At 39.2% G+C, this 13,038-nt stretch carries 10 protein-coding genes; 3 read left to right on the forward strand and 7 right to left on the reverse strand.

What is annotated here, in order from left to right:
• Positions 1–61 precede the first annotated feature (61 nt).
• From CKV78_RS01925 to CKV78_RS01940, 4 genes are all read right to left on the reverse strand, one after another.
• A complete protein-coding gene (locus tag CKV78_RS01925) occupies positions 62–1,051 on the reverse strand; it encodes a DNA cytosine methyltransferase (protein ID WP_005764608.1) in 990 nt (329 codons plus the stop codon).
• Between the two features lie 7 nt (positions 1,052–1,058).
• Positions 1,059–1,892: an NgoPII family restriction endonuclease gene (locus tag CKV78_RS01930; protein ID WP_005764606.1), complete on the reverse strand. Its 834-nt coding sequence runs from the start codon at positions 1,890–1,892 to the stop codon at positions 1,059–1,061.
• 14 nt (positions 1,893–1,906) lie between these two features.
• Complete coding sequence (gene metH, locus CKV78_RS01935; protein WP_005764604.1) at positions 1,907–5,605, reverse strand: methionine synthase; 3,699 nt, start codon at positions 5,603–5,605, stop codon at positions 1,907–1,909.
• Between the two features lie 103 nt (positions 5,606–5,708).
• Positions 5,709–6,410 (reverse strand): YggS family pyridoxal phosphate-dependent enzyme, encoded by a 702-nt coding sequence (locus tag CKV78_RS01940; protein WP_005764601.1) that lies wholly within the window; start codon positions 6,408–6,410, stop codon positions 5,709–5,711.
• 358 nt (positions 6,411–6,768) lie between these two features.
• On the opposite strand from CKV78_RS01940, the gene thrA reads away from it, so the two are divergent.
• From thrA to thrC, 3 genes are read left to right on the forward strand one after another with little or no spacing between them, the layout of a single operon-like run.
• Entirely contained in the window at positions 6,769–9,216 is a 2,448-nt protein-coding gene (thrA, locus tag CKV78_RS01945) for a bifunctional aspartate kinase/homoserine dehydrogenase I (protein WP_005764599.1), read from the forward strand.
• Between the two features lie 27 nt (positions 9,217–9,243).
• Positions 9,244–10,188, forward strand: a complete 945-nt coding sequence (gene thrB, locus CKV78_RS01950; RefSeq protein ID WP_032855642.1) for a homoserine kinase — start codon at positions 9,244–9,246, stop codon at positions 10,186–10,188.
• 19 nt (positions 10,189–10,207) lie between these two features.
• Positions 10,208–11,485, forward strand: a complete 1,278-nt coding sequence (gene thrC / locus CKV78_RS01955; RefSeq protein ID WP_005764595.1) for a threonine synthase — start codon at positions 10,208–10,210, stop codon at positions 11,483–11,485.
• A 147-nt stretch (positions 11,486–11,632) separates the two neighbouring features.
• Here the strand turns inward: thrC and arcA are convergent, their stop codons facing one another.
• The 3 genes from arcA to CKV78_RS01970 all read right to left on the reverse strand — a co-directional run bounded on the left by arcA (position 11,633) and on the right by CKV78_RS01970 (position 12,990).
• A complete protein-coding gene (gene arcA / locus CKV78_RS01960) occupies positions 11,633–12,343 on the reverse strand; it encodes a two-component system response regulator ArcA (RefSeq protein ID WP_005764594.1) in 711 nt (236 codons plus the stop codon).
• A 229-nt stretch (positions 12,344–12,572) separates the two neighbouring features.
• Positions 12,573–12,713, reverse strand: coding sequence for a type B 50S ribosomal protein L36 (gene ykgO, locus CKV78_RS01965; RefSeq protein ID WP_005550410.1), 141 nt, complete (start codon positions 12,711–12,713; stop codon positions 12,573–12,575).
• Positions 12,714–12,723: 10 nt separating this feature from the next.
• The gene (locus tag CKV78_RS01970) at positions 12,724–12,990 is read right to left on the reverse strand and encodes a type B 50S ribosomal protein L31 (RefSeq protein ID WP_005764592.1); all 267 of its coding nucleotides are present in this window, start codon (positions 12,988–12,990) and stop codon (positions 12,724–12,726) included.
• Between the last annotated feature and the right edge of the window lie 48 nt (positions 12,991–13,038).

The following is a 13,038-nucleotide window of genomic DNA, read 5'->3' on the forward strand; positions in this document are numbered from 1 at the left end:
ATTGATAATTGAGCGAGTTTATCAATTTTATGATAACTATTTTTTAAAGATTTTATTTAGATTAATCTAGTTCTTTTTTTATTGCACAAGCAATTTCAAAAGCAAGATTCACTGGTACCGCATTACCAATCATCTTATAAGCATCATTAGTATTTTGGTAAATAAATTTAAAATCATCAGGAAAACCTTGTACTCTAGCTACTTCACGAATAGTCATTCTACGGTATAGGTTCTCTTTTCCTACCACAAATCGATAATCATTTATACCATACTTTTCCATTTTGGGAGCTTGTGGGTGAAGTTGGCATTGTCGCCCAGAAGCCTGCACTGTAAATCCTTGTTCATTCCAAGACTTAACTCGATTTCGACTCATAAAGATTGGAGAAAAGCTCCCTGTAAAATATTCATTATTATTCACCGCTTGTGGATTACTTTTATTTTGAGCAAGTGCGGGAACTGCTGTTTCTTGTAGATCCCAGATAATATCTTTTAGAGTAATTTTATCTTCGTCATTTACAGTTGAACCAATAGGAAATTGGAAACTAATACTTAAATCTTTCCTAAAACCAATATAAAAAACACGTTTACGCTCTTGTGCCACTCCGTAATCTTTAGCATTAACCATAGTTAGAGTTACATCATAGCCGCAATCTTCAAACATTTTTAAAATATTTTGAACCGCTTCGCTATGACGGTTAGCAAGCATACCACTAACATTTTCTGCCAAAAAGAATTTAGGTTGTTTACTTTTTAAAATACGAATGTAATCAAAAAACAACTGCCCTCGAGCATCATTAATGCCTCGTAAAGATCCTGCTTCAGACCAAGATTGGCAAGGTGGTCCACCTATAATGCCATCAATCTCATTTGGAAAATCATCTTCCTTTATGCTTCGAATATCACCTTCGATCAGTTTAGTCTTTGGGTGATTAGCTTTAAAGGTAGCCCAAATAGTTTTGTCATACTCATTTGCAACAGGAATTTCAAATCCAGCTTTCTCAAAGCCTAGATCTAAACCACCACAGCCGCTAAATAAACTAATAACTTTCATTGTTTCCTTATAAATAGTAAGTAATTAACTTTGCCTGTTTTAATTTTGCAGGATTATTTGGATTCTTAATCTCTACATCTGTAATTTTTAAATGTTCATCATTTATAGCTAATAACTCATCTCGATTTTTAAACTTATTCCATTTATTTTCATTAATTAATGCCATAAAGTTAAATGAATGATCTAAATTTCTTTTATAAAGATATTGAAATACACTCCATGGATTTTCAATTCCCCACATTCCTCTTACTCTCATATAAGTTATTCCAAGGGGATCAACTTTATTCACTCTGCCTAGTTCTTTTGTTTCAGAAAATTCAACACCATGAATATTTTCTATACCTTGCTTTATTGTGGATTTAATACGTAAATAGCATTCTTCATCAGCACAATAATCTTCTCCATAAACCATAGCTAAATGTTGAATACTATTTTTATTTACTATTCCAACAACATAAATAATATCCTTTTCTTGCCAATCTTCTGCCTCTCGGCATGCCTTAGAAATCATTGGACTATTAGAGAATAGTTTTGCTTTAGGGTAACTGCTATTTAATGCTAAAGCTGAATTATTATTTTCAATCTTCTTAACCTCTATTGCATCTCCTTGTTTTAACATTACATCTGGTGGATTGCTGTTATTTCCCAAATAAGAGAAAACTTCAGAATGTTTTTTAATTCTTTCACTTTCACTTGAATCAAAACTCCCAGCAAAAAGATCTTTAACATATTCTTCCAATGCATCTCCTGCTTGATTAGCCCGATTACTACTTTGGTAATGACTGACCACATTGGTAATTGGATTATTGACTAAATTAATAATTGCGTTAATTATGTTCATTATTTTCTCCTATTTTACTTCATCGCCACACTCAGCCATTTCAACATCATCTTCTCATCCCAACCTTTCCGTTTCGCATAATCCACCGCTTGATCTTCGTCTATGCGTCCTAAAGTGAAGTAGTTACTCGCTGGGTGGGAGAAGTACCAGCCGCAGACGGAGGCAGCGGGCCACATGGCGTAGCTTTCGGTGAGTTTCATGCCAATGCGTTGTTCCACTTCCAATAAATCCCAAATGATCTGTTTTTCGGTGTGTTCTGGGCAGCTTGGGTAGCCGGGGGCGGGGCGGATGCCGATGTATTCTTCACGAATTAAACGCTCGTTATCCATAGTTTCATCTGAATAGCCCCAAACTTTAGTGCGAAGCTCAAAGTGAAGGTATTCCGCCATGGCTTCGGCTAAACGGTCGCCGACAGCTTGCAGTAAGATGGCGTTGTAGTCGTCCCCTGCAGCTTTGTAGCCTTCCACTAAGTCGTGTTCTTCAATCCCTGCACAAACGGCGAACATACCGAACCAGTCTTGCTGTCCGCTCTCTTTATCGGCGATAAAGTCGCTCAAGCAAAGGTTGTATGGGCTTTTGCTGTTTTTGCCACGCTCGGTTTGTTGGCGTAGGTTATAGACTTTGCCCACAGGCGAAGTGCGGCCGGAATTTGCAAAAATTTCAATATCATCGCCCGCTCGACAAGCAGGGAAAATCCCCATTACGCCACTTGGGTTGAGTTTGCCATTTTGCTCTAATTCGTCTAACACTTTTTGGGCATCATTCCACACTCGGCGAGCTTCTTCGCCCCCTTCAGGATAATCGAAAGCATCAGGATAGCCGCCCATTAAGCCCCATAACATAAAGAATGGCGACCAGTCGATAAATTTGCGTAAGGTGGCAATCGGCACGTTTTTATATTCGATAATGCCCGTTTGTTTTGGCTGTGGCACTTGATAATCCGCCCATTCGCCCGCAAAGGCATCAAAACGATTGGCTCTTGCCTCTTCAATCGGTAACTGTTTGCGTGGGGCTTTTTTGTTGGCAAAGGCGTGCTGAATTTGCTCATATTCCTTTTTCATTCGTTCCCACAATTCCGCTTTGGTTTCTGGGTTCATTAGTGCAGCACAAACCGTTACCGCACGAGAAGCGTTGGTGGTATAAACCACTTCGTGCTTATATTTTGGATAGAGCTTAATCGCTGTATGCTCTTTTGACGTGGTCGCTCCGCCAATCATCACTGGCAGATTTAAGCCTAAACGGGTCATTTCGCCTAAGAAATATTCCATTTCATCTAAAGATGGGGTAATCAAACCACTCAACGCAATCACATCGGCTTTTTCACGAATAGCGGTGTCGATAATTTTATCCGCAGGCACCATCACTCCTAAGTCAATCACTTCAAAGTTGTTACATTGCATCACCACGCTGACAATATTTTTACCAATGTCGTGCACATCGCCTTTCACTGTGGCAATCACCACTTTGCCCGCAGACGAGCCTTTTTGCTTGGTGGCGTTGATAAATGGCTCTAAGTAAGCCACTGATTGCTTCATCACTCGAGCAGATTTCACCACTTGCGGTAGGAACATTTTGCCATCGCCAAATAGCTCGCCCACCACGTCCATACCGTCCATTAACGGCCCTTCGATTACTTCCAATGGCGAGCTAAATTTCAAGCGAGCTTCTTCAGTGTCTTCAATAATATGGTTGGTGATCCCTTTGACTAAAGCATATTTCAAGCGTTCTTCTACACTCCAAGTTCGCCACTCGGCGACACTGTTATCTTCCTGACGAGCGGTCGAATTTCGGTATTTTTCTGCAAGTTCGATAAGCTGTTCTGTGGCATCTGGATGACGGTTTAGCACCGCATCTTCAATGATGTTACGCATTTCAGGATCAAGATCATCATAAATCGCTAACTGCCCAGCATTGACGATCCCCATATCCATACCTTGCTTAATGGCGTGATAAAGGAAAACGGCGTGAATGGCTTCACGCATCACATTATTGCCTCGGAATGAGAAAGAGACGTTAGACACACCGCCCGAAATTTTGGCGTGCGGTAGGCTTTGTTTAATTCGCCCTACAGCATTGATGAAATCTACACCGTAGTTATTGTGCTCTTCAATTCCTGTGCCGATAGCGAAAATGTTAGGGTCAAAAATAATATCTTCAGGCGGGAAGCCCACTTGATCCACTAAAATGCGGTAGGCTCTGGTACAGATTTCTACTTTACGATCTTCTGTATCCGCTTGCCCCACTTCATCAAACGCCATCACCACCACAGCCGCACCATAACGGCGAACCAGCTTGGCTTGTTGAATAAATTTCTCTTCCCCTTCTTTCAAGGAAATCGAGTTCACGATTGCTTTGCCTTGTACCGCTTGTAAGCCTGCTTCAATCACTTCCCATTTGGACGAGTCGATCATCACCGGCACTTTTGCCGCATCAGGTTCGGTTGCCATAATGTTTAGGAAACGCACCATACATTTTTCCGAATCGAGCAAGGCTTCGTCCATATTCACATCGATCACCTGTGCCCCGTTTTCCACCTGCTGAATGGCAATTTCAATGGCTTCGGCAAATTTTTCTTCTTTGATTAATTTCTTAAATTTAGCCGAACCCGTTACGTTATTGCGTTCGCCCACATTGACGAAAAGGCTATCTTCATCAACGGTTAATGGCTCAAGCCCAGATAAACGCATAGCGGTTTTGATTTCAGGGAGCTGGCGTGGCTTGATGCCTTCCATCGCTTCGCTAAAGGCTTTGATATGTTCAGGCGTTGTCCCACAGCAACCGCCGACAATGTTCACAAAGCCTTGCTCTGCCCATTCTTTTAAATGAGCCGCCATTTCTTCCGCACCTAAATCATAGCCACCAAAGGCATTTGGCAAGCCTGCGTTAGGGTGAACTGACACATAGGTCTCGCTGATTTTCGACATGGCTTCTACATATTGACGCAACTCTTTCGGGCCTAAAGCACAGTTCAAGCCAAAAGTGAGTGGTTTAACATGGCGTAGAGAATTGTAAAAAGCTTCGGTGGTTTGTCCTGAAAGGGTTCGTCCAGAAGCATCGGTGATTGTGCCTGAAATCATAATTGGCAAAATCACGCCCAATTCTTCAAACACTTGGTCAATGGCAAAGGCGGCGGCTTTAGCATTTAAGGTATCGAAAATGGTTTCGATCATAATCAGATCCGAACCACCTTCAATCAAACCTCGAGTCGCTTCCGCATAGGCATCTACCAATTCCATAAAGGTGACGTTACGGAAACCGGGGTCGTTTACATTGGGTGAAATTGAAGCAGTGCGGTTGGTTGGGCCTAAAATCCCCGCCACAAAGCGAGGCTTTTCTGGGGTGCTGTATTTATCTGCCGCCAAACGAGCCAATTTCGCCCCTGCAAAATTGAGCTCATAAGCTACCGCTTGTAATTCATAGTCTGCTTGTGCAATGGTGGTTGAACTGAAAGTATTGGTTTCAATAATATCTGCACCCGCCGCCAAATATTTCTCGTGAATAGCTTTAATCAGCAAGGGCTGGGTTAGGGTTAATAAATCGTTATTACCACGCAAATCAACGGGGCTATTTTTAAAACGCTCACCACGAAAATCTGCTTCGGTGAGTTTATATTTTTGGATCATCGTCCCCATCGCACCGTCGAGAATTAAAATACGTTGTGCGAGCAGATCTGTGAGTTGTTGTGTTTGATTTTTCAAAAGTATAGTGTCCATTTTTTGAGAGTTTTATCAATGAAATGAATAATAAAAAGCCACTATAACGCTGTCAAATTTTATCTTTTGTTTTATATCAGAATGAGATGAAACCAAAATAAGGTTATTTGTGGTATTCGCGAGCACCAAAAATAGCGGTACCAATTCGCACCATTGTCGAACCACACTTAATTGCGCTAGCCATATCATCGGTCATGCCCATCGAAAGCGTGTCAATTTGAGCCTCTGGTAGTGCTTGTTGTAACGCTATAAATAAGCTGTTCATTGCATTAAAGGCCTGTTCTTGTTGTTGAAGATCATCTGTTGGTGCTGGAATTGCCATTAAACCTCGTAAGCGTAAGTGCGGTAAGTTTTGGATGTGTGTTGCTAACGCCAGCATGTCATTTGGTGTAATACCTGATTTGCTGTTTTCATCGCTAATATTAATTTGAATTAAAACATTTAATGGTGCTTTGTAATAAGGACGTTGTTCATTTAGCCGATCAGCAATTTTTATACGATCGAGTGTTTGCATCCAGTCAAAGTGTTCTGCGACTAAACGTGTTTTATTCGATTGTAATGGACCAATAAAATGCCATTCCAACTCGATATTTTGCTGTTGAAAATAAGCAATTTTATCAATACCTTCTTGTACGTAATTCTCTCCAAATGTGGTTTGACCCGCTTGATAGGCTTGATAGATATCTTCGACAGTTTTTGTTTTCGAAACAGCTAATAATTTGACCGCACTTTGTTGGCGTTGTGCTTGTGCAGTGTAGTATTGAATTCTTTGCTGAATTTGAGTTACGTTTTGTTTGATTGTCATAGAGAGATCCTATCTCAAGAAAGGGGCGTTTTGTTGAATTTATAAAAAGGATATATTACTAGAATTTAAGTGTTTTTTAAAATTTATCCTATTTTTTCATTTTCTGTTTGACAAGGTTAGTAAATTTCGGTATTTCTTACACATTGTTTTTATTTTCTCGCCAAATACAAGTAAATGAGTAATTCTAATTTTTCAACTCAAATTATTATGACCAAGACCACCATTATTATGACTAATGGTGCGGGTTAGTGCGTAGAAAAAAATAGCCAATTCTACAAAACCCGTACTGAATATAAACAGTACGGGTTTTTTTATGAGATTTTTATAATATTAAATTACACAACATCGGGAGATTATCATGAGAGTACTTAAGTTTGGAGGCACTTCCTTAGCCAATCCTGAGCGTTTTTCGCAAGCAGCACAACTTATCGAAAAAGCTCATTTTGAGGAACAAGCTGCAGGGGTGCTATCTGCACCAGCAAAAATTACTAACCATCTTGTTGCCCTTTCTGAAAAAGCCAGTTTAAATCAACCTACTGATTCTCATTTCAATGAAGCATTAGAAATTTTCTATAATATTATTAATGGTTTATATGAAGAAAATAATAATTTTGATCTTGAAGGGACAAAAGCATTAATTGATGCAGAATTTGCACAAATCAAAGATGTGTTAGAAGAAATTCGTCAACAAGGTTTTGTGTCCGATGCAGTGAAAGCAACGATTGATTGTCGTGGTGAAAAATTATCCATTGCTATGATGAAAGCATGGTTTGAAGCCCGTGGTTATGCTGTTACAGTAATTGATCCTGTTGAAAAATTGTTAGCAAAAGGTAACTATTTAGAGTCATCAGTAGATATTGAAGAGTCAACTAAACGTGTTGATGCAAAATCTATCCCAACTACGAATGTGGTGTTAATGGCAGGTTTTACTGCAGGAAATGAGCAGGGGGAACTTGTTTTATTAGGCCGTAATGGTTCAGATTATTCTGCAGCTTGTTTAGCAGCTTGTTTAGGTGCTAGCGCTTGTGAAATTTGGACTGATGTGGATGGTGTGTTTACTTGTGACCCACGTTTAGTCCCTGATGCACGTTTATTACCTAGCCTTTCTTACCGTGAGGCAATGGAGCTTTCTTATTTTGGTGCAAAAGTGATTCATCCTCGTACGATAGGTCCATTAGTTCAGAAAAATATTCCTTGTTTAATTAAAAATACAGCTAATCCTTCTGCTCCTGGTTCCATCATTGATGGTAATGTTCAATCTGAACAGTTACAAGTGAAAGGGATTACTAATCTTGATAATGTGGCTATGTTTAATGTATCAGGTCCTGGTATGCAAGGTATGGTGGGAATGGCAGCACGGGTCTTCTCAGCAATGTCAAAAGCAGGTATTTCAGTAATTTTAATTACCCAATCTTCTTCTGAATATAGTATTAGTTTCTGTGTGCCTGCAAAATCCGTTGATACAGCAAAACAAGTATTAGAAAATGAATTTGAACAAGAGTTAAAAGCAGATTATCTTGAACCGATTGATGTAATTAAAGACTTATCGGTCATTTCTGTTGTAGGTGATGGAATGAAACAAGCGAAAGGGATTGCCGCGCGTTTCTTCTCTGCACTTGCACAAGCAAATATTAGCATTGTAGCAATTGCACAAGGCTCATCAGAACGTTCAATTTCAGCCGTTGTGCCGCTGAATAAAGCAATTGAAGCCGTAAAATCAACGCATCAAGCCTTATTTAATAATAAAAAAGTAGTTGATATGTTCTTAGTTGGCGTCGGTGGTGTTGGTGGAGAGTTAATTGAACAAATCAAAAACCAAAAAGACTATCTTGCTAAAAAAGATATTGAAATTCGTGTTTGTGCTATTGCTAACTCAAATAAGATGTTACTCAAAGCTGATGGTTTGAATTTAGATAACTGGCAGCTAAATTTAGAAAATGCGACCCAACCTTCAGATTTTGATGTGTTACTTTCTTTTATTAAGTTACACCACGTCGTTAATCCAGTGTTTGTAGATTGTACTTCAGCGGAATCTGTTTCTGGTTTGTATGTACGTGCACTAAAAGAAGGTTTTCATGTTGTAACACCAAATAAAAAAGCGAATACTCGTGATTTAGCGTACTACAATACATTGCGTGAAAATGCTCGTGCAAATCAACGTAAATTCCTTTATGACACTAACGTAGGTGCGGGGTTACCAGTAATTGAAAACTTGCAGAACTTGTTAGCAGCAGGGGATGAAGTTGTAAAATTTAATGGTATTTTATCTGGCTCACTTTCCTTTATTTTCGGTGAGTTGGAGAATGGGTATTCTTTATCAGAAGCGACTGCACTTGCACGTGAAAAAGGCTTTACAGAGCCAGACCCTCGTGATGATTTATCTGGTCAAGATGTAGCCCGCAAATTATTAATTCTAGCACGTGAAACAGGCTTGCAATTAGAATTATCTGATGTTGATGTGGAAAGTGTCTTGCCCAAGGGGTTTTCAGAAGGTAAAAGCGTAGCAGAATTTATGGCAATGCTTCCAGAGTTAGACGCTACATTTGCAGAACGGGTGGCAAAAGCAAAAGCTGAAGGCAAAGTATTACGTTATGTTGGTCAACTTGAAAATGGTCAGTGCAAAGTTTCAATTGTAGAAGTGGACGAAGATAATCCGCTTTATAAAGTGAAAAATGGTGAAAATGCGTTAGCGTTCTATACTCGTTATTATCAGCCTGCACCATTACTTTTACGTGGATACGGTGCGGGTAATGCAGTCACAGCAGCCGGTATTTTTGCCGATATTTTAAGAACATTACAAAACTAATCGGTTATTAATCAAATGGAAAATAAGATACTTAGAATTTATGCACCTGCATCTAGTGCAAATTTAAGTGTGGGCTTTGATACATTGGGGGCAGCAGTGTCCCCAATTGATGGCTCATTGCTAGGTGATGTGGTGCAAGTTGAATCTATTCCAAGTGGATTCGAGCTAGAAAGTGCGGGTTATTTTGTGCGTAAATTGCCAAAAGAACCACAAAAAAACATTGTTTATCAGGCATATGTTTTATTTAGCGAGCGTTTAAAATTACGTGGTACGCAAGTGAGTCCATTGCGTTTAACCTTAGAAAAAAATATGCCGATTGGTTCTGGGTTAGGATCAAGTGCTTGCTCTATCGTGGCGGCATTGGTAGCGTTAAATCAATTCCATCAAGAACCATTTTCGAAAATGGAACTGTTAGAAATGATGGGCGAATTAGAAGGGCGTATTTCGGGGTCAATTCACTATGATAACGTAGCGCCTTGCTATTTAGGCGGTGTGCAATTAATGGTGCAATCTTTAGGTAATATTTGTCAAACGCTACCATTTTTTGATGAATGGTATTGGGTGTTGGCTTACCCGGGGATTGAGGTGTCAACTGCAGAAGCGCGTGCTATTTTACCGAAAAGCTATACTCGCCAAGATGTGATTGCGCAAGCGCGCCATTTAGGTAGTTTTGTCCATGCTTGCCATACTAAACAAGCTCAATTGACAGCGCTAATGATGAAAGATCTGATAGCAGAGCCTTATCGTGAGGCATTATTACCAAATTTTGCAGATGTTAAACAAGCTACTCGTGATTTGGGGGCACTTGCGACTGGTATTTCAGGCTCTGGTCCGACTATGTTTGCTATTGCGCCTGATTTAGCGATAGCAATGAAATTATCGACCTATTTAGAAAATCATTACTTGCAAAACAATGAAGGCTTTGTGCATATTTGTAAAGTGGATAACCAAGGTGCGAGAGCGCTTGATTAATTGAATAACGGAAAACAATATGAATTTATACAACATTAAACACCCTGAAGAACAAGTCAATTTTGCACAAGCAGTTCGCCAAGGTTTGGGTAAAAACCAAGGCTTATTTTTCCCTGAAAAAATACCGCACTTTGATGATATTGACAGCTTACTTGCATTGCCATTAGTTGAGCGTAGCCAAAAAATTCTTGGCGCATTAATTGGGGAAGAAATTGCTGAAAATCAATTAGCACAAATGGTGAAAAGTGCCTTTACGTTCCCAGCTCCAGTTGTAAAAGTAGAAGAGGGTGTTTATGCACTTGAGTTGTTCCACGGCCCAACGTTAGCCTTTAAAGATTTCGGTGGTCGTTTTATGGCGCAAGCATTAGCGACTGTACGTGGTGACGGTAAAATCACGATCCTAACCGCAACCTCTGGTGACACAGGTGCAGCGGTTGCACACGCATTTTATGGCTTAGAAAATATCGATGTGGTGATTTTATACCCACAAGGTAAAATCAGTCCATTACAAGAAAAATTATTCTGTACACTAGGTGGCAATATTCGCACTGTGGCAATTAAAGGGGATTTTGATGATTGCCAAGCTTTAGTAAAACAAGCTTTTGATGATGCAGAATTACGTCAAACCATTGGTTTGAACTCCGCAAATTCAATTAATATCAGCCGTCTGTTAGCACAAGTTTGTTATTACTTTGAAGCTGTTGCTCAGTTGCCGAAAGAAGTACGTGATAATGTTGTTGTCTCTGTGCCAAGTGGTAACTTTGGTAACTTAACTGCCGGTTTAATTGCAAAATCACTGGGTTTACCAATTAAGCGTTTTGTGGCTTCGACTAATGTCAATGATACTGTACCTCGCTATTTACTTAGTGGTGTTTGGCAACCAAATGACACTGTTGCGACTTTATCTAATGCAATGGATGTGAGCCGTCCAAATAACTGGCCACGTGTTGAAGAATTATTTAAGCGTAATGGTTGGATGTTATCAGACTTACATTCAGATGCAGTCAATGATAGTGATACAGAAGAAACTTTAAAACAAATGCACGAAAAAGGGTATTTATGTGAGCCACATGGTGCGGTTGCTTATCGTGTATTAAAACAAGATCTTCAAGCGGGCGAAACAGGTTTATTCCTGTGCACTGCACACCCTGCTAAATTTAAAGAAAGTGTGGAACGCATTTTGGATCTTGAATTAGATCTGCCTGAAGCGTTAGCAAAACACGCTGTATTGCCATTACTTTCTGATGTGATGGAAAATGATTTTGCGCAGTTACGTCAATATTTATTAGCAAAATAGACGTTTTAAAAGGTGGCTGAACGTATAAAAGCGCGGTCAATTTTCATAAAAAATCCTCATAAGCGAACTTATGAGGATTTTTATTTTGAACGAAATGAAAAAATCTAACTTATTTTTGTGAAAATTTTTTCACTTTAAATCAGTTGATTATTCAAGCTCACCGCAGAAGCGATAGCCTTCACCATGTATTGTGGTGATGATTTCAGGGCTGTCTGGATGGTCTTCAAAATGTTTGCGAATACGACGGATAGTCACGTCTACTGTACGATCTTGTGGTTTTAGCTCACGTCCAGTCATTTTTTTTAGCAATTCTTCACGAGTTTGAATTTTACCTGGATTTTCACAAAAATGTAACATCGCACGGAATTCACTACGAGGAAGTTTATATTCTTCACCTTCAGGGTTGATTAACGTACGGCTATTTAAGTCAAGTATCCAACCATTGAATCGGTATTCTTCCACATTTTCTTTAGTTTCTTTTGTATTTTCTTGCATTGTACGCTGCAGTAAGTTACGAGCGCGTATTGTCAATTCTCGTGGGTTAAATGGTTTAGTAATGTAATCATCCGCACCGATTTCTAAACCTAAAATTTTATCGACTTCGTTATCTCTTCCCGTTAAGAACATCAAGGCTGTATTAGTTGTTTCTCGTAATTCACGAGCTAGCATAAGGCCATTTTTACCTGGTAAGTTGATGTCCATAATCACTAAATTAATTACTTTGTTTGATAAGATGCGGTGCATTTGCGCGCCATCAGCAGCTTCAAATACTTCATACCCTTCTGCCTCAAAAATACTTTTTAGTGTATTTCTTGTAATAGCTTCATCCTCAACAATTAAAATCTGTGGCGTTACCATCTTATATATCCTATTACGTAGAAGTTTAAAAATCTGCTTTGTTGTAAAACAAAATTAACTGCAGTATTGTATAATTGCAACATAATTGTAACAATAGGAAATATGAATTTTGTTACATTAGATTTGCCTTTAATGATTTAGATCATAAAAAAATCCCCCAATGGAGTGAGTTCATTGAGGGAAAACTGAGCGAATGCTCATTTTACTTACATACAAAAAATCTGGGATATTAACGTTTCTTTTTTCCACCTTGACGGGCTTTGAAACGCGGGTTTTCTTTGCAAATCACGTAAACAACACCGTGGCGACGAACAACTTTGCATCCGGGGTGACGTGTTTTGGCACTTTTCAAGGAAGATAGCACCTGCATTATGGACCTCTTATTTTGATTTTAAAGCGCCAAATTTACCATAACGATTAACGAAATCACTTGCACGACCTTCGTTAGCGATTTGGCGAGTTTTGCCAGTATAGAATGGATGTGATGCAGATGAGGTATCACACATAAATACAGGATATTCTTTACCATCTTCCCATTTCATTGTGTTTGTGGTTCTTGCACAAGAGCGGATTAAGAAGCCTTGTTTTGCATTTGAGTCATAAAAAAGCACAGTACGGTAGTTCTCTGGATGAATACCTTTTTTCATATTTTGAAATCCTCTTATTTTTTAATGAAAAATAATTCAATGGCGCAC

The organism is Pasteurella dagmatis, from assembly GCF_900186835.1.
In the GTDB taxonomy this organism is placed as follows: Bacteria; Pseudomonadota; Gammaproteobacteria; order Enterobacterales; family Pasteurellaceae; genus Pasteurella; species Pasteurella dagmatis.

Excerpts from the sequence above, each read along its gene's own strand:
- metH (WP_005764604.1), bottom strand. The coding sequence starts at position 5,605 with ATGGACACTATACTTTTGAAAAATCAAACACAACAACTCACAGATCTG.
- CKV78_RS01925 (WP_005764608.1), bottom strand. The coding sequence starts at position 1,051 with ATGAAAGTTATTAGTTTATTTAGCGGCTGTGGTGGTTTAGATCTAGGC.
- CKV78_RS01970 (WP_005764592.1), bottom strand. The coding sequence starts at position 12,990 with ATGAAAAAAGGTATTCATCCAGAGAACTACCGTACTGTGCTTTTTTAT.
- CKV78_RS01940 (WP_005764601.1), bottom strand. The coding sequence starts at position 6,410 with ATGACAATCAAACAAAACGTAACTCAAATTCAGCAAAGAATTCAATAC.
- CKV78_RS01930 (WP_005764606.1), bottom strand. The coding sequence starts at position 1,892 with ATGAACATAATTAACGCAATTATTAATTTAGTCAATAATCCAATTACC.
- ykgO (WP_005550410.1), bottom strand. The coding sequence starts at position 12,713 with ATGCAGGTGCTATCTTCCTTGAAAAGTGCCAAAACACGTCACCCCGGA.
- thrC (WP_005764595.1), top strand. The coding sequence starts at position 10,208 with ATGAATTTATACAACATTAAACACCCTGAAGAACAAGTCAATTTTGCA.
- thrA (WP_005764599.1), top strand. The coding sequence starts at position 6,769 with ATGAGAGTACTTAAGTTTGGAGGCACTTCCTTAGCCAATCCTGAGCGT.
- arcA (WP_005764594.1), bottom strand. The coding sequence starts at position 12,343 with ATGGTAACGCCACAGATTTTAATTGTTGAGGATGAAGCTATTACAAGA.